This window comes from Alcaligenes sp. LTN-3 (assembly GCF_059735605.1).
On the sequence record NZ_JCAPDN010000003.1, the window covers coordinates 708,378 to 725,440 of the forward strand.

A 17,063-nucleotide genomic window follows, 5' to 3' on the forward strand; every position below is an offset into this window, starting at 1 on the left:
GCACACCATCAAAGTTATATTGCAAGGACTCAACATGAGCAACGGTACCATCGTTCAGTGCATCGGCGCCGTGGTGGATATTCAGTTCCCCCGCGACAGCATCCCTAAAGTCTACGAAGCATTGACTCTCGTTGACGAAAGTTCGGCTTTCGCAGAAAAAGGCCTGACTTTTGAAGTACAGCAACAATTGGGTGACGGTGTAGTTCGCACCATCGCCATGGGCTCCAGCGACGGCCTGCGTCGCGGTATGGAAGTGGCCGGTTCGGGCGCTCCTATCTCCGTACCTGTGGGTGTTGGCACCCTGGGTCGCATCATGGACGTTCTGGGTCGCCCGATCGACGAAGCTGGTCCTATCCAGTCTGACGAGCGTCGCGCCATTCACCAGGCAGCCCCCAAGTTCGACGAACTGTCGCCTTCGGTGGAACTGCTGGAAACCGGTATTAAAGTGATTGACCTGGTTTGCCCGTTCGCCAAGGGTGGTAAGGTTGGTTTGTTCGGTGGTGCCGGTGTGGGCAAGACCGTGAACATGCTGGAGCTGATCAACAACATCGCCAAGGCACACAGCGGTTTGTCCGTGTTTGCTGGTGTGGGTGAGCGTACCCGTGAAGGTAACGACTTCTACCACGAAATGGCTGATGCCGGCGTTATCCAGATGGACAACCTGAGCGAGTCCAAAGTGGCCATGGTGTTCGGTCAGATGAACGAACCTCCAGGCAACCGTCTGCGCGTGGCACTGTCCGGTCTGTCCATGGCCGAGAAGTTCCGTGACGAAGGCCGTGACATCCTGTTCTTTGTGGACAACATCTACCGCTACACGCTGGCCGGTACCGAAGTGTCCGCTCTGCTGGGTCGTATGCCTTCCGCAGTGGGTTACCAGCCTACGCTGGCCGAGGAAATGGGTAAGCTGCAAGAGCGTATTACCTCCACCAAGACCGGTTCGATTACGTCCATCCAGGCCGTTTACGTTCCAGCCGATGACTTGACTGACCCATCGCCTGCTACGACCTTCTTGCACTTGGACTCCACCGTTGTGTTGTCTCGTGACATTGCTGCTCTGGGTATTTACCCCGCTGTGGATCCTCTGGACTCCACCAGCCGTCAGCTGGACCCACAAGTTGTGGGTGAAGAGCACTACGCAGTGGCTCGCGGTGTTCAGCAAACGCTGCAGCGCTACAAGGAACTGCGCGATATTATCGCCATTCTGGGTATGGACGAGCTGTCTCCAGAAGACAAGCAGGCTGTTGCCCGCGCTCGTAAGATCCAGCGCTTCCTGTCTCAGCCTTTCCACGTGGCAGAAGTGTTTACCGGCTCGCCTGGTAAGTACGTTCCACTGGCTGAAACCCTGCGCGGCTTCAAGATGATCGTCGACGGCGAGTGTGATGCTCTGCCAGAACAGGCATTCTACATGGTCGGTTCCATCGACGAGGCTTTCGAAAAAGCCAAGACTATTCAGTAATAAGGATTACTCATGGCTAAGCTTCATGTTGACGTGGTCAGTGCCGAAGAATCGATCTTTTCCGGTGAGGCAAAGTTCGTGGCGCTGCCCGGCGAGGCTGGAGAGCTGGGTATTTTGCCCGGACACACTCCACTGATCTCGCGGATTCGTCCCGGCACGCTGAAGATCGTTATGGACGATGGCAGCGAAGAGCATATCTTTGTCGCTGGCGGCATACTCGAGGTTCAGCCTGGGAAAGTCACTGTATTGTCGGATACCGCGATTCGCGCACACGACTTGGATGAAGCAAAGGCCCTGGAAGCCCGCAAACATGCGGAAGAGGCCCTGCGCAACACCAAGGACAAGGCCGACATCGCTGTTGTGGAAGCCGAGCTGGCCATGCTGGCCGCTCAAGCTGCCGCAGCACGACGCCTGCGTGACGTGCGCAAGCACTGATCTCAAGTCGGTAGCATCCGCAAAAAAGCCACCCTTAGGGGTGGTTTTTTTGTGTTTGGTGTAGACAGAAGGGTGGGGTTGAATATCTACTTTTTCTGACTGCAACTGCAACTGCAACTGCAACTGCAACTGCAACTGCGCCCGCCCGCCTCAGCGGCGACTATGTCAGAGATATGGGCGGGGATACCAAGTGGCAGTTGGTGTGCCTGATTTATTGGACCCAGCTATCGCAGCACAGAATAAGCACACCATCAGTTTGGCCTGTTGCAGTCATGCGGCATGATTCACCGCATCTGTTTCAGGGCAAGCAGGCTTTGCTTGATGCCGCGCCGCCAGTCTCTTTCGATAGCTTGTGCCCCTAGCAAAGCATCCAGCCTGCCTTGTTGCAAACTAGATTGTGCCGGCCGCTTGGCAGGTGTTGGGTACTGGTTAGTAGAGATAGCGGTCAACGTTGGTGCTTGTGCCAGCAGATCAAGTTTGACTGCCTGGTCAAAGATTTCTTGAGCAAAGCCATGCCAGCTTACAGAGGGTTGGCCTGCGAAATGGTAGATGCCTGATGGGGACTGCTGCTTGCCGGTGCCCTGTTTGGACTCACACAGCCGTTCTGCCAGTTGAAGTAACACTTGAGCAATATGTGGCGCGTAGCTAGGGCCACCAATCTGGTCATCAACAATGCTCAGTTCAGTGCGTTCCCGCCCCAGGCGTAGCATGGTCTTCAGAAAGTTGTTTCCAAACTGGCTGAATACCCAACTGGTGCGCAAAATGATGGACGAGGGCAGGGCGGTCAGGACTGCTTGCTCGCCCGCCAACTTACTTTGTCCATAGACGCTGGCAGGGCAGGTAGGAGCATCTTCGGCATAGGGCTGGCTTGCCAGGCCGTCAAACACATAGTCAGTGGAGACATGAATAAGTGCTATGCCGCGTTCGGCGCAGGCAGCGGCCAGAAGGCCGGGAGCTATACCGTTGATCAGATGTGCTGTCTCTGGTTCGGACTCTGCCTTGTCGACAGCGGTGTAGGCAGCTGTGTTGATGACGACATCAGGACGATGCTGTTTCAATGCCAAAGCAATGGAGCCAGCTTGAGTAATGTCCAGCTCCTGATGACTTAGCGGAATAAGTTTCAGCGCTGATGTTGATACGGCCAGCGGGGGCAGGGAAGGCGTATGATCAAGGTCAGTTATGTGCTTGCCACATGCAGAGGGCCAGGGCCGTGTTTGGTAGCCAGCAAATGCATGGCCTATTTGCCCATACCCTCCGGCTATCAAGATGCGTATCATGGCAGCAGGAACTGCTCAAGTCCGGGGTGTGACCTATCTTTGGCCGAGAGCACAGGGTTCTGAATTGGCCAGTTGATGGCCAAACGTGGGCAATCCCACGCGAGTCCACCCTCGTCGTCTGGCTGATAGTAGTCTGTGCATTTATAGTTGATGTCGGCTTTGTCGCTTAGTACACAAAAACCGTGTGCGTATCCGGGGGCAACCCAGAGCTGTTTATGATTATCCTGGCTAAGCTCCAGCCCCACATACTGCCCGAAGGTGCTGGAGCCAGGGTTTATGTCTACGACAACATCAAAGATGGCTCCCCTCGTGACGCTGATCAGCTTGCCTTGAGGCTTGGTCCTCTGGAAGTGCAGGCCTCGCAACACGGAGCCTTTGGAGTAGGACTGATTGTCTTGGACAAAGGCACTTTCTATCCCGGCTACCGCTTGATAGCGTGCCGCATTAAAGCTTTCTTTAAAAAAGCCCCGTTCATCGTTGAATACGCGAGGCTCAATAATCAGAACGCCGGGTAAATGGGTAGTGTGCGTGCGCATATTACTGTTGTAGCAAGCGGGCCAAGTATTGGCCGTAGCCCGTTTTCTCCAAGGCCAGGGCCTGTGTTGTCAGGGCTTGTCGGGATAGCCAACCTTGATTGAATGCGATTTCTTCCAGACAGGCGACTTTCAAACCTTGACGATGTTCAATGGTGCGAATAAAAGAGCCCGCTTCCATCAGGCTCTCGTGAGTGCCGGAGTCCAGCCAGGCAAAGCCTCGCCCCAGGATGGAAACATGCAGATCATCCAGGTGCAGGTAGGCATTATTGATGTCGGTAATTTCCAGTTCACCACGAGTAGATGGGGTGACTTGGCGGGCGATATCCACAACGCGATTATCGTAAAAATATAGACCTGTCACTGCAAGGTTCGATTTTGGTTTGGCTGGCTTTTCTTCAATGGAGATTGCTTTGCCCGCAGCATCCATTTCGACTACGCCAAAGCTTTCGGGATTATTGACGGGATAGCCAAAAATTGTGGCGCCATGAGGGCGAGTACGAGCCGAACGCAGCATCTGGCTAAAACCATAGCCGTAGAAAATATTGTCCCCTAGGATCAGGCACACAGAATCTGAGCCGATAAAATTGGCGCCAATTACAAAGGCCTGGGCCAGGCCGTCTGGTGAGGCTTGCTCCGCATAGGAGAGTTCAATACCAAAGCGTGAGCCGTCACCCAGCAAGTTTCGGAAGTTTGGTAAATCATCTGGGGTACAGATGATCAGAATCTCCCTGATATCCGCCAGCATCAGCACGGATAAGGGATAGTAGATCATAGGTTTGTCGTAGATCGGAAGTAGATGCTTGGACACACCCATAGTGATAGGGTGCAGGCGCGTGCCCGAGCCACCTGCCAATACAATTCCTTTCAAGCTTGTTTTCCCAGACGATCCAGACGGTAGGCGCCGTTCAAGATGCGTTCCCACCAAGAGGTGTTTTCAAGGTACCAAAGTACAGTCTTGCGCAGGCCTGTCTCAAAACTTTCTTGAGCCTGCCAGCCAAGCTCCGTCGTGATTTTACTGGCATCGATCGCATAGCGTTGATCGTGACCGGGACGATCTTCTACAAAGGTAATCAGGTCAGAGTAACGAGCCAGTCCGGCTGGTTTGCCGAGGTGTAACTCCTCAAGAATAGAACAGATGGCTTGGACAACATCCAGGTTTTTCTTCTCCTGCTTGCCGCCAATATTGTAGGTTTCACCTATTCTTCCTCGGGTTGCGACGGCAATAAGAGCCCGGACGTGATCATCAACATAAAGCCAGTCTCTGACTTGATCGCCTGCCCCGTAAACGGGTAGGGGTTGTCCCTTCAGTGCGCTAAGCAGCATGTGTGGGATCAGTTTTTCCGGAAATTGATAGGGGCCGTAGTTGTTCGAGCAGTTACTAAGAACAACAGGCAGACCATAGCTGCGATGCCAGGCTCGCACTAGATGGTCTGAGCTGGCTTTGCTGGCCGAATAGGGGGAGCTGGGATTGTAGGCGGTCATTTCGGTAAAGAGTGCATCGGTTCTGCCTAGATCGCCATAGACTTCATCAGTAGAGACATGATGAAAGCGAAAATTTTGCTTGTTTTGTGAACTCAGTCCTTCCCAGTACTGGCGGCTTTGTTCAAGCAATGTGTATGTACCAACGATATTGGTTTGAATAAACTGGGCAGGGCCATCGATGGAGCGGTCAACATGTGACTCTGCGGCTAGATGTATGATGATGTCCGGTCGAAATTGCTGTAAATGCATGGCTATCTGTGTAGCGTCGCAAATATTGGTTTGACTGAACGTGTAGTTTGGGTGTCCTTGCACCTGAGCCAGTGACCCCAAATTTCCGGCATAGCTTAAGACATCGACATTCAGGATATGGTGGTCGCTGGTTTGGAGCACGTGCCGGATAAGCGCGGAGCCAATAAAGCCGGCTCCGCCTGTCACAAGAATACGCATAGTTTTAGTGAGCGCGTAGGAGGTGAGCTGCGCAACGGTCATGATATGGTAAACCCTCGGGGGGGCGGGGAGGCGGCCAAGTGTTTGCTTTAACCCAGTTCGCAAGATAGCAGACATTCCGGTCTGGAGCGTCAGTCTGCATTTTTTGAGTTTTCGGTCAGGGGCTATTGATCGGACGTGTACAAGTCGATGCTAGGCATGCAAGTTACACGTTTAGTTGCTATCTTTGAACGGCTCACTGGGTGTTGCGGCGATTATAATTTGTTACGCCGCTTTTATTTGCTTGGTTAGACAGACCCTGTCGCAGTCCTTGAGACCCCGAAGCTGTTCTAGTCCCAGTCAGTACGAGTATCGTTTACCGTCGTTTTAGGCCTTTTTCGTCTCGTCGCATATGACTCTCCCTTCTCTTTTGACTGGTCCAGGCAATCGTTTGACATCTGGGCTTGTGCTCTTATTCTATGCAAGCCTGTTGTCCACCAAGGACATGTACTCGTACGTGATGGGAGCACTGGTCCTTTTTTCGCTGTGGAAAATCCCGGCTCTGTCAGCGATTTCTCTGGAGAGGCAGGAAAAGCTCATAGTGGTGTGCATGCTGCTTTTTGCAGGCATCAGTATAGGGGTGACAGTCTGGCATGGCAGTTATGCTCGCAGCTTTGAGGTTCCTGTCAAATTTGCTTTTGGAGCCTTGTTGATTTTATGTTTGTGTCATTTTCCGCCTAAGCCGGGGGCTTTATGGGCTGGCTTGTTGTTGGGGGCCATCAGTGGATTGGTAGTGGCTTTTTGGAAAATGTGGCAAGTCGGTGAGTTCAAGGCTTTTGGGTTTACTGGGGCAATTCAGTTTGGGAATCTGTCGTTGAGTATGGCGATACTGTTGGGCGTGGCCTTGTGTTGGGTGATCGGTAATCCTCACGCTCATCGGCGCCTGTGGTTTGTGCTCCTGGCCATCGGGATGCTCTGTGGCTTGCTGGGTTCTTACTACTCGGGTACGCGTGGCGGTTGGGTGGCCATTCCTTTGTTCATCATTCTGTTTTTGCTGGCTTATTTGCGCCGCAGCAATGTGATGGCCTGTGCAATCGCTGTGGCCGTGCTCGGCACGGTTGCCGGTGCTCTGGTGTTTCAATCGCCCCTTGTCAAAACCCGTATGGAACAGGTTTATACGGACTTGTCTGAGTACCAAGCCAACGGGGCCAGTAGCTACAGTTCTTTGGGAGCCCGGTTTGCGATTTGGGAAGCCGCATGGGACGCCATTGAAGATAGCCCCGTAATGGGTATTGGAGAGGTTCAATTCCGCCAGATGTTGAAAGAAAAGAATGAAGCAGGATTGATCGGATCAGTGCCTGCGGGCTTGGCCAATACCCACAATACTTTTCTTGAAGTCTGGATGTTGTATGGGGGCGTTGCCTTGTTGTTTCTGCTGCTTCTGATGTTCAGCGCGGCATGGTATTTTCTGTCTTTTATTCGTCACGCTGATTCTGTATTACGCAGTTATGCCTTAGGCGGTTTATGCTTGATAGGCGGCTACATTATTTACGGGCAAACGCAAATAATGTTGATTCGCAATAACACCTTATTGTTCTTTTTGATGTCTTTGGCGGTTCTGATAAGTTTGACTCATCAGCGTCGTCGTGCTGCTTTGCATGTTGGAAATGCTTGAACGTTTTTAGGTAAGATTTTATCTGAGGGTAAACGGCTCTTTATAAGCAGATTTTTATATCAAATATTGCCTTTTGGAACTGATGGTAATTAAAAGGTTCTATTTTTTGATGGTGTTTTTAAGCGCAATTTTTAAAAACTCAAGAATTTTTCGGTAGAGTATGACGTTCCATATTGTTAGCTAAAGTCAAAACATCAGCTTTTAAATTTTTTAAGAAACACTAGGAAAAATGAAGAAATTTGCTCTCATTGGTGCAAGTGGATACATCGCACCTCGTCATATGCAGGCGATCAAGGCGACCGGTAATTTGCTGGTTGCTGCTATGGATCCGAATGATTCGGTAGGCATTATCGATAGCCACTTTCCCGATGCTCATTTTTTTACAGAATTCGAACGCTTTGACCGTTATATCGACAAGCTCAGCCGTGCGAAAACGGGTGAGGCGGTCGATTATATGTCTATCTGTTCGCCCAATTATCTGCATGACTCTCATATGAGGTTTGCTCTGCGCTCTGGTGCGGATGCAATTTGTGAAAAACCACTGGTGCTCAATTCCTGGAATATTGATGGCCTATTGGATATTGAGCGCGATACGGGGCGTAAAGTAAATACGATTTTACAATTGCGTGTTCATCCCGCAATTATCGAACTGCGGGAAAAAGTTTTAAATAATAAAGATAAAAAAGATAAATACGATGTTGATTTAACCTATATTACCTCTCGTGGCAACTGGTATCACCAGTCGTGGAAAGGTGATGTTAAAAAATCGGGCGGTATTGCCACCAATATTGGGGTACATTTTTTTGATATGCTGCATTTTATTTTTGGTGATTTGCAGCGTAACGTGGTGCATACTCGTACGGACAGCAAAGCGGCGGGTTTTCTGGAATATGAAAACGCACGTGTGCGGTGGTTCCTGTCTATTGATGTAGAAGACGTGCCTGAATCGGCCCAGGAAAAAGGCATGCGCACATTCCGTTCCATTACGGTAGATGGCGAGGAAATCGAGTTTTCGGGTGGCTTTACCGATCTGCACACACGTAGTTACGAAGAAATTCTGGCTGGCCGTGGCTTTGGCTTGGAAGAAAACCGCACGGCAATCTCGACTGTGCAGTTTATCCGCACTGCTGACATCTTGCCTTTGCAGGGTGATTACCACCCCTTCTTGAAAAAATGAGCTATTACAAACACGAGTCAGCCATTGTTGATGAAGGCGCACAGATAGGGCCGGGTTCACGCGTCTGGCATTTTGTGCATGTCTGTGCAGGGGCCAGGATCGGGGCGGGGGTATCGCTAGGCCAGAATGTCTTTGTGGGCAACAAGGTGCAGATAGGGGACAACTGCAAGATTCAAAACAATGTCTCCGTCTACGACAATGTCACTTTGGAAGAGGGCGTATTCTGTGGCCCCAGCATGGTCTTTACCAACGTCTACAACCCACGATCCTTAATTGAGCGCAAGGATCAGTATCGCGACACACTGGTGCGTATTGGGGCGACATTGGGCGCGAACTGCACGATTGTCTGTGGTGTAACCGTAGGCAAATTTGCTTTTGTGGGGGCCGGGGCTGTGATCAATAGGGATGTGCCGGACTACGCTCTGATGGTGGGTGTACCTGCTCGTCACAAAGGCTGGATGAGTGAATTTGGAGAGCAACTGGATTTGCCTTTGAAAGGGACGGGACAGTGCGTCTGCCCGCATTCAGGAGCTATCTATGAGTTGCACAATGATCGTTTGATTAAACGGGAAGTCCATCAGCAATGATTGAATTTACGGATCTACATGCTCAGCAAACGCGTATCAAGTCGGAGATTGATGCGGGTATTGCACAGGTTTTACAGCATGGTCGCTATATTCTTGGCCCTGAAGTGGCAGAGTTGGAAGAAAAGTTGGCTGATTATGTGCAAGCCAGGTATTGCATCAGCTGTGCCAATGGCACTGATGCCTTGCAAATTGCGTTGATGGCTTTGGGTGTAGGGCCAGGTGATGAGGTGATCACTCCCGGCTTTACCTATGTGGCTACTGCCGAGACGGTGGCTGTGTTGGGTGCCAAACCAATTTATGTGGATGTGGAGCCGTTGACCTACAATCTGGACCCCGTCTTGCTGGAAGCGGCGATCACGCCTCGTACGAAAGCGATTATTCCGGTGTCCATGTATGGTCAGTGCGCAGACTTTGACACCATCAATGCGATTGCTTCCAAGCATGGCCTAGCCGTCATTGAGGATGCGGCCCAGAGTTTCGGTGCAACCTACAAAGGGCGTTATTCCTGTAACCTGACGACGGTCGCTTGTACCAGTTTTTTTCCTAGCAAACCCTTGGGGGGATACGGGGACGGTGGAGCGATTTTTACCAATGATGAAGGTCTAGCAAAGGTGATGCGCCAGATTGCCCGTCATGGACAGGATCGACGCTATCATCATATCCGTATCGGTATCAATAGTCGTCTTGATACCTTGCAGGCGGCTATTTTGCTGCCCAAACTGGCGATCTTGTCCGAAGAGTTGGAAATGCGGCAGCGCGTGGCCCAACGTTATCAGACCAGCTTGCAGGCAATTGGCATTCAGAGTACGCCGTTTGCGGAACCTCATAACCGGCACGTGTATGCTCAGTACACGATTCGGGTTCAACAGCGTGATCAGGTGCAGGAAAGCTTGCTTAAAGCGGGTGTTCCCACTGCTGTGCATTATCCCATTCCCTTGAACCGACAGCCCGCTGTGCAGGATCTGGATGCGGTGTTGCCGGTGGGTGACCTGATCGCGACTGAGGTCCTGAGTCTGCCCATGGGGCCCTACCTGAAAGACGACGATATGGATCATATCGTCCAAGCGCTACAGGCATGCGTACCGCTTTAATCTCGTTTAAGGCTGCGGCTTAATTTCGCAGCCATTTTTATGCAAAATAGTTACTGGAAAACTGTACTCTCCGTCTTTACAGGATCGGCGATCGCTCAGGTAATTCCTGTGCTGGGTGCGTTGCTGATTGCCCGTCAGTTCGGCCCAGGCCAGTTTGGTCTGTTCTCTGCTTGGTTGGGTATTGTCATTATTTTATCGACAGCCGTGACGGGGCGTCTGGAAGTGTCATTGGCCTTGGAGCGGGACGGGCGTTTTCGTAACGTCGCTGCTTTTGCCGTTCTGGTTACGACACTGCTGACAGCTATTGCTGTGCTGCTTGTGTTGGGCTCGCTGCATGTGTTGACCGGCTACAACTACTTTGACACCTTGATGCTGTTGCTTGTGTTGGTGCCTTGTGCCACCTTGTTCGCATTGAACCAGGCTTGGCAATCCTGGGCTGCAGCAGAAGGGCGCTTTCGTCAGTTGAATATGATGCGGGTGGCTCAGTCGATTTTTGTGGTGGTTTTGCAGATTGTAGCCGGTGTCTTTTGGCCTACTGCTACTGCACTGGCGATGTCGTATGCGCTAGGTTTGCTGTTGGCGCAAGCGTATTGCATGTGGTTATTGCCAGTGTCCATGCGCTGGATGCGACGCTGGCGGCCTTTGATGCTGGCGTATGCCAGACGTCATCGGAAGTTTCTGGCATATTCCTTACCCGCTGATTTTATCAATGCTCTGGCAATTCAGTTGCCTATTATGATTGTTGCCCATCGTTTTGGGGCAGAGAGTGCTGGGTACTTGGCGCTGGTCATACGCGTTTTGGGGCTGCCTTTGTCCTTTCTTGGCAAAGCCGTTTTGGATGTGTTCAAACGCCAGGCATCCATGGCGTTTCGTGAGCGAGGCGAGTGTCGCCATGAGTACGTGCGCACGTTTTGGGTTTTAGGCGCCGGATCCGTCATTTTTGCAATAGGAGCCTATTTCTTGTCGGAACCCGTTTTTGCCATTGCCTTTGGTGAAGAGTGGCGTCCCGCGGGCTTGATGAGCGTGTTGCTGATCCCTATGTTTACCTTGCGTTTCATCGCCAGCCCGCTAAGTTACGTAATATATATTTTTAACAAACAACAAGTCGATCTGATATGGCAGATATGTCTGCTGGCCATGACCTACGGTGTATTGAGTTACGTAGGTACGGAATCTGCGGCGATCCTCATTTACTCGGTGTCTTACGCCTTGTTGTATATGGTGTATCTGGCCATCTCGTATCGATATAGTTGTGGTGAATCGCACAAACAGCGAGCAAATTTATGATCGGCATCCTGGACTATGGTTGTGGCAACATTAACTCGGTCATCCGAATGATTCAAAAGCTGGGAGGAGAGGCCTGCAAGGTTTCTGCCCCGCAGGAGGTCATGGCTGTTGAGCGTTTGATTATTCCGGGCGTGGGGGCCTTTGACCACGGTATGCAGCAATTGCATGATCGGGGGCTTTTGCCTGTTCTGGAACAATATGCCCTGCAGGATAAAAAACCAGTATTGGGCATATGCCTGGGCATGCAGCTGATGTGCCGTGCCAGCGAGGAGGGCACTTTGCCCGGCCTTGGCTGGATTGACGCTCATGTACGGCGCTTTCAAAGCACGCCCGAACGTCCCTTGAAGATTCCTCACATGGGGTGGTCGGAAGTGGATATCGCCAAGCCGAACCCCTTGTTACAAGAAGGTGAGCGCCGGCATCGCTTTTATTTTGTTCATGCCTACAAGGTCGAGACCGCTTGCGCTCAGGATGTTTTGGCTACGGCCGACTATGGCGGCACCTTTGTAGCTGCCTTTCAACGTGAGAATGTAATGGGAGTGCAGTTCCACCCTGAGAAAAGCCACCAGTTTGGTTTTGGATTGATGAAGAACTTTATGGCTGAGACCGTATGAAGCCTCGCGTTATCCCCGTTCTCTCTTTGAAAAATGGAGGATTGGTCAAAACTCGCCGCTATCAGGACTCTAAATACGTGGGCGACCCGACCAATGCGATTCGTATCTTCAACGAGAAGGAGGTCGATGAACTGGTCGTTTTGGATATCGGCGCCTCCAGCGCAGGTACAACCCCCGATCTAGATGTAGTGCGTTTGTTTGCCGAAGAGTGCTTTATGCCTTTGACGTACGGAGGCGGTATCCAGAATATGCAGCAGGTCGAGCGGATTTTTGATCTGGGCATTGAGAAGGTCAGTTTGCAGTCGGCTGTGCTGAATGATACCCGCTTGATACAGGATATTGCCCGGGTGTACGGCCAGCAAAGTGTGGTGTTGGGTGTTGATATTAAAAAAAATTGGCTCAAGCAGCCCAAGCTGTATAGTTCGCAGTCGGGTAAATTGCTGAACCGCCCTATTTACGATTATTTGGCTGAACGGGTTGATGCAGGAGTAGGGGAAGTCCTCTTGAGTGCAGTAGACCATGACGGCATGATGGACGGCTACGATCTGGATTTGATCCATTCGGTCGCCAGCCGCTTGCCGGTGCCCGTAGTGGCCTTGGGCGGAGCTCGTTCGATGGACGATTTCAACCTGGCGTTGAAGGCCGGCGCTTCAGCCGTTGCGGCCGGCGCCATGTTTGTATTCAAAGGCCCACACCGTGCGGTATTGATCAATTACCCGAAACGGGCCGAGTTTGACTCTTTGGATGATATTGAATGAATCAACATTACCAGGTGTGTTCGCGCTGTGTGATGGACACCAGCGCACGCGACATTGTTTTCAACAGTGACGGCGTCTGCAACTACTGCACGGACCTGGAGGCAGGCACCAAGAACACCTTGGGGCTGGCACCGGAAGAAAAAGAACGTCGCTTGCAGGCCTTGGTGACCGAGGTCAAGGCACAGGGCAAAGGTAAGCCTTATGACTGCATTGTCGGGGTTTCAGGTGGGGTAGACAGCTCCTGGGTACTGGTCAAGGCTGTTGAGCTGGGCTTGCGTCCCCTGGCTGTGCATATGGATAACGGCTGGAATTCCGAGCTTGCGCAGAACAATATTGAGAATCTGATCAATGGTCTGGGCGTGGATCTGTATACCCATGTGATTGACTGGCATGAATACCGCAAGCTGATGCAGGCATTTTTTGACGCCAATGTTGTCGATATCGAGCTTTTATACGATAACGCGATGACGGCAGTGAATTACCAGCAGGCGGCCAAATATGGCTTGAAGCATTTGCTGGCCGGGACCAATGAGGCCACGGAGGGGATGCAGATTCCCGAGAGCTGGAACTGGTTCAAGTTCGACAAGAAAAATCTTCGCAGCATCGCCAAACGTTTTAGTGATGTGAAAATCGAGACCTTTCCCTTGTTTGGCATTGGCGAGTACATACGCTATGCCGTCATACAGAAAATACGCTGGGTTTCGATTCTGGACTTAATGGAGTTCAACAAGTTCTCTGCCATGCAGCAATTGCATGAGCGTTATTCCTATAAGCCGTATCCTTACAAGCATTACGAGTCGATTTTCACTCGCTTTTATCAGGGCTATATCCTGCCCGAGAAATTTGGGGTTGATAAACGTCGCGTGCACATGAGTACCTTGATCGTAACAGGGCAAATGAGCCGGGATGAAGCCTTGGCCGATCTGGCAAAAATCCCCTACCACAGCCAGAGGGAACTCGATGAGGACAAGCAGTATTTTCTGAAGAAAATGGGCTGGACTCCCGCTCAGCTGGACGCTTATATCAAAGCTCCTGCGGTGGCTCATGACTATTACCCCAGTGACCTGGCGCGTTGGAAATGGATGGCCAAGCTGTATAAACGTGTGCTTGGTCGTTCCTGATCTAGTAGTGTGTGGGCGCAAGGCTTGAGATAAAGGTTGGAATATGCGGTTTTTACACTCTGCGATGCTATTGCGTCCGGTCAATGGCATTGTTGCTCAGATGACCTGGGAGCAACAGGCCGCAGACCAATTGGGCTTGTCCTGGCGCACGCGTGCATTTTCTGCGCCTGATGCCAGAATTCCCGACTTGATCCGAGTGGATTCGGGAGTGCAGGTCGATGGTCACAGCAAGTGGCGGCTCGCCTGGGCCTGGGTGGCATTTCGTCTCAGTTATCTCCGTTGGCTGCGCGCGCAGGACGATATTGATGTGTTTGTCTTGCGCCATAGTGTGCATGACCCCTTTCAGTATCTGTTTATCCGAACCTGTCCCAAGCCTGTTTATCTGGTACATCACACTAAAGAGCTGGATGAGCTGGCCGGGGGCGGGGTGCTGGGCAAATTACGCTCCTATGCTGAATCGGTGTTGGGGCGGTGGTCAATTCGCCGCGCTGCGGGGGTAATAGGTGTGACGCCTGAGCTCAGTGCCTACGAGTCTGAGCGTGCCGGGCAAGCGGGGAAATATACCTATACCTATCCTAACGGGGTGATGTACACCGGCCAGATTATGGCGGATCACCGTCAGGATCGGCCCGAGTTCTTGTTTGTGGCCAGCCATTTTTATGACTGGCACGGCTTGGATCTTGTGTTGGACGCGCTGGGGCGCAGTCAGGCCGATTTTTGTTTGCACATTGTGGGCGTTGTGTTTGAGGCGGATCTGGTACGTTGCCAGAAAGATCCACGCATTGTGTTGCATGGAACCTTGAGTGCGGATGAGATTTCTGCTCTGGCGCAGCGCTGTTGGGTCGGGCTGAGCTCTTTCGCTTTGGATCGGAAAGGTATGTTGCAAGCCTGTACCTTGAAGGTGCGGGAGTATCTTATGCTCGGTTTGCCGGTGTATTCGGGGCATCAGGATGTCTTTGAACGGGCTTTTCCCTTTTATTGCCAGGGGCCTGTGGACGTGGCTGCACTATTGGACTACGCACACGCCGTGCGTTTGGCAGACCGGGCGCAAGTCAGCCAGGTGGCCCAGGCTTATATTGCCAAGACTAGTTTGCTGGAGGGCTTGACCGGGGCGCTGACCGAACAGGAAAAGGCAAGGCATTCATGAATTCGGAACCATTACGCACTGAAATTGATGTGCTTTACCGTCTGGTGGCGCAGGTCTCCTTCTTTGCTTTCTTTGCGTTTGGCCCCGTGTGGAAGTTTTTGGAAACGATGTTTGGTTTCCCTAGGATCAATGTCAGTGTTCTTTATTTGCTGTGCGTGGGCTTGTTGCTGTCCCTTCTGGTCAGCAAGGTTGCGTTCCATGCGCGTGATGTCAGGGGAAAACCGCTGTTTGCCGCGGTCTCAATCTTGTTGATGTGGGTGTTGCTGATTCAGGCTGTGCAGTTTTCCAGCTTGCTGCAGCATGTCGATGTGTGGACTCTGTCTAGGTACTTTTCCAATACCGGGGTAGCGCCTTTGCTATTGGTGCTGTTGGGGAAATGGTATGCCGAACAGTCTCCGGGAGTCGCTGCTGCGGTGAAGTTCAGCTGGATATTTTCTAGTGTGGTTTATATCTTTAGCTATGTGTATATCGGGCAGGATTTTCACAAAAATATTGTTGAAGCCAGTATTTATCTGACCTTGTCCGACTGCTATGCGATTGTGGCCTTGCTGACAGTAGTCTCTGTCAGGCAGCGTAGCCATTTAATTGTTTTGTTCGTCATCAGCTTCTGGGTGCTGTTTTTTCTGAATTCCCGCTTTTCTTTTCTGGCGTTTGTGCTGGCCTGTGTGGCTGTGATGTTTGTCAGGAACAAAGTGGCTGCCATCTTTGTGTTTTTGTTGTCGGCGCTGTTACTGGTCGCCTTGGGACCCTGGCTCGTTGACTGGCTCGGACCGGATCACCGCATGGTCAGGCTCTTTCTTTTTGAGAACGACTCGTCCTTGTCTGGCCGCCTGGAGCTGATGCGACAGGAGCTGGACTTTTTAAGCAGTAATTGGGTCTTGGGACGCTATATGTATGATGTCGTGGCCACGGGGGTGACGGGAAACTATGCGCATAATTATCTCTCGTTCCTGAGTGCTTACGGAGTTGGCCCTGCGCTGGGGCTGATTGGCATTATCGTGGCTGGGCTCATGAGTGGGGTGTTTAGCGCCATACGGCAGCATCATGTTCAAACCGTGCTGGCGGTCTTGTTTTTCTGCTTGTTCGGCATTGTGGCTGCCCGCAGCTATCTGTATCCCTATATCTGGTTTGCTTTGGCGGCATTGGCTTCCTTGCCTTTGCCTGCTACTCACTCTAAGGCTTCCTAATGCAGTTTTCTTTGCTTCTTTCCTTGTACAACGGTGAAAAGGCCTCCAATTTCGAGCAGGCGATGGACAGTGTTGTGAGCTCCACCCGCCAGCCCGATGAGGTGGTGCTGGTTCTGGATGGCCCTGTACGTCCAGAGCTGAGCGAACTGGTGGAGCGCTATCGCACGAGTTTGCCGATAGTGCTTGTACCGCTGGAAAAGAACGTGGGTTTGGGCAAAGCGTTAAATATAGGTTTGCAGCATTGCACTCATCCCTGGGTAGCCCGTTTCGATACAGATGACATTAATGAGCCGGAGCGATTTGCACGTCAACTCGAGCAGTTGGAACGCGATCCGCAACTCGATATTATCGGCTCATCGATTGCTGAGTTTGCCGAGGATCCGCAGCGTATTCGCAGTTATCGGGCAGCTCCCGAAAGTCATGAGGAAATCATGAAGTATGGGCAGCGACGAAACCCGTTCAACCACATGACGGTGATGTACCGGAAAGATGCGGTGTTGCGTTGCGGCAGTTATGGGAATGAATATTTTTACGAGGATTACGCTTTGTGGGTGCGTCTTTTGCTCTCGGGAGCAAAGGGGATGAATATTCAGCAACCGTTGGTGCGTGCCCGTACCGATCTGTCCATGTATCGCCGTCGGGGCGGATGGCGCTACGCGCGGCAGGAAATTGCCGCGCAGTATACGTTTTATTCTTTAGGCTTTATTGGTCTGGGGCGTTTTTTGCTTAATTGTTTACAACGTACCCCAGCCCGTTTGTTGCCGCCCTTCGTGCGGGAGCGCATTTATCTGAAATTGCTGCGCTAAG

The 17,063-nt window shown here is 51.7% G+C and carries 17 protein-coding genes; 13 read left to right on the plus strand and 4 right to left on the minus strand.

Features of this window, described 5'->3' with window-relative positions; all coding sequences use genetic code 11:
• Nucleotides 1–34 precede the first annotated feature (34 nt).
• Both atpD and AC6I6N_RS16140 read left to right on the plus strand, forming a co-directional pair.
• The gene (gene atpD / locus AC6I6N_RS16135) at nt 35–1,456 is read left to right on the plus strand and encodes a F0F1 ATP synthase subunit beta (RefSeq protein WP_094197898.1); all 1,422 of its coding nucleotides are present in this window, start codon (nt 35–37) and stop codon (nt 1,454–1,456) included.
• Nucleotides 1,457–1,468: 12 nt separating this feature from the next.
• On the plus strand, nt 1,469–1,891 hold the full coding sequence (locus AC6I6N_RS16140) for a F0F1 ATP synthase subunit epsilon (RefSeq protein WP_094197897.1): 423 nt from the start codon (nt 1,469–1,471) through the stop codon (nt 1,889–1,891).
• A gap of 284 nt (nt 1,892–2,175) precedes the next feature.
• Here AC6I6N_RS16140 and rfbD read toward each other — a convergent pair whose 3' ends face one another.
• Genes rfbD through rfbB form a run of 4 tightly spaced genes read right to left on the minus strand, consistent with a single transcriptional unit; the run spans nt 2,176 to nt 5,675 of the window.
• On the minus strand, nt 2,176–3,168 hold the full coding sequence (rfbD, locus tag AC6I6N_RS16145; RefSeq protein WP_497943656.1) for a dTDP-4-dehydrorhamnose reductase: 993 nt from the start codon (nt 3,166–3,168) through the stop codon (nt 2,176–2,178).
• Nucleotides 3,165–3,704: a dTDP-4-dehydrorhamnose 3,5-epimerase gene (gene rfbC / locus AC6I6N_RS16150; protein ID WP_094197895.1), complete on the minus strand. Its 540-nt coding sequence runs from the start codon at nt 3,702–3,704 to the stop codon at nt 3,165–3,167. Before rfbC ends, rfbD begins: the two co-directional genes overlap by 4 nt.
• A 1-nt stretch (nt 3,705) precedes the next feature.
• A complete protein-coding gene (gene rfbA, locus AC6I6N_RS16155; RefSeq protein WP_125277959.1) occupies nt 3,706–4,572 on the minus strand; it encodes a glucose-1-phosphate thymidylyltransferase RfbA in 867 nt (288 codons plus the stop codon).
• Nucleotides 4,569–5,675 (minus strand): dTDP-glucose 4,6-dehydratase, encoded by a 1,107-nt coding sequence (gene rfbB / locus AC6I6N_RS16160; protein ID WP_346731733.1) that lies wholly within the window; start codon nt 5,673–5,675, stop codon nt 4,569–4,571. Before rfbB ends, rfbA begins: the two co-directional genes overlap by 4 nt.
• Before the next feature lie 817 nt (nt 5,676–6,492).
• On the opposite strand from rfbB, the gene AC6I6N_RS16165 reads away from it, so the two are divergent.
• The 11 genes from AC6I6N_RS16165 (at nt 6,493) to AC6I6N_RS16215 (ending at nt 17,062) form a co-directional block, all read left to right on the plus strand.
• Nucleotides 6,493–7,287, plus strand: coding sequence for an O-antigen ligase family protein (locus AC6I6N_RS16165; RefSeq protein ID WP_497943657.1), 795 nt, complete (start codon nt 6,493–6,495; stop codon nt 7,285–7,287).
• Nucleotides 7,288–7,516: 229 nt separating this feature from the next.
• Nucleotides 7,517–8,464 carry a Gfo/Idh/MocA family protein gene (locus AC6I6N_RS16170; protein ID WP_376912633.1) on the plus strand — a complete coding sequence of 316 codons (948 nt, stop codon included), beginning with the start codon at nt 7,517–7,519 and terminating at the stop codon, nt 8,462–8,464.
• Nucleotides 8,461–9,051 (plus strand): UDP-2-acetamido-3-amino-2,3-dideoxy-D-glucuronate N-acetyltransferase, encoded by a 591-nt coding sequence (gene wbpD / locus AC6I6N_RS16175; RefSeq protein ID WP_249460321.1) that lies wholly within the window; start codon nt 8,461–8,463, stop codon nt 9,049–9,051. The genes AC6I6N_RS16170 and wbpD overlap by 4 nt, the downstream gene beginning before the upstream one ends.
• On the plus strand, nt 9,048–10,142 hold the full coding sequence (locus AC6I6N_RS16180; protein ID WP_497943658.1) for a DegT/DnrJ/EryC1/StrS family aminotransferase: 1,095 nt from the start codon (nt 9,048–9,050) through the stop codon (nt 10,140–10,142). The genes wbpD and AC6I6N_RS16180 overlap by 4 nt, the downstream gene beginning before the upstream one ends.
• 39 nt (nt 10,143–10,181) lie before the next feature.
• A complete protein-coding gene (locus tag AC6I6N_RS16185; RefSeq protein ID WP_249460316.1) occupies nt 10,182–11,429 on the plus strand; it encodes a lipopolysaccharide biosynthesis protein in 1,248 nt (415 codons plus the stop codon).
• Nucleotides 11,426–12,043: an imidazole glycerol phosphate synthase subunit HisH gene (gene hisH / locus AC6I6N_RS16190; protein ID WP_249460312.1), complete on the plus strand. Its 618-nt coding sequence runs from the start codon at nt 11,426–11,428 to the stop codon at nt 12,041–12,043. Before AC6I6N_RS16185 ends, hisH begins: the two co-directional genes overlap by 4 nt.
• A complete protein-coding gene (locus tag AC6I6N_RS16195) occupies nt 12,040–12,801 on the plus strand; it encodes an AglZ/HisF2 family acetamidino modification protein (RefSeq protein WP_249460310.1) in 762 nt (253 codons plus the stop codon). The genes hisH and AC6I6N_RS16195 overlap by 4 nt, the downstream gene beginning before the upstream one ends.
• Entirely contained in the window at nt 12,798–13,922 is a 1,125-nt protein-coding gene (locus AC6I6N_RS16200) for an N-acetyl sugar amidotransferase (RefSeq protein WP_497943659.1), read from the plus strand. The genes AC6I6N_RS16195 and AC6I6N_RS16200 overlap by 4 nt, the downstream gene beginning before the upstream one ends.
• A 43-nt stretch (nt 13,923–13,965) precedes the next feature.
• Nucleotides 13,966–15,069: a glycosyltransferase family protein gene (locus AC6I6N_RS16205; protein ID WP_406611566.1), complete on the plus strand. Its 1,104-nt coding sequence runs from the start codon at nt 13,966–13,968 to the stop codon at nt 15,067–15,069.
• Complete coding sequence (locus tag AC6I6N_RS16210) at nt 15,066–16,256, plus strand: O-antigen ligase family protein (RefSeq protein WP_376912639.1); 1,191 nt, start codon at nt 15,066–15,068, stop codon at nt 16,254–16,256. The genes AC6I6N_RS16205 and AC6I6N_RS16210 overlap by 4 nt, the downstream gene beginning before the upstream one ends.
• Complete coding sequence (locus AC6I6N_RS16215; protein ID WP_249460302.1) at nt 16,256–17,062, plus strand: glycosyltransferase; 807 nt, start codon at nt 16,256–16,258, stop codon at nt 17,060–17,062. Before AC6I6N_RS16210 ends, AC6I6N_RS16215 begins: the two co-directional genes overlap by 1 nt.
• The last annotated feature ends 1 nt before the right edge of the window (nt 17,063 follow it).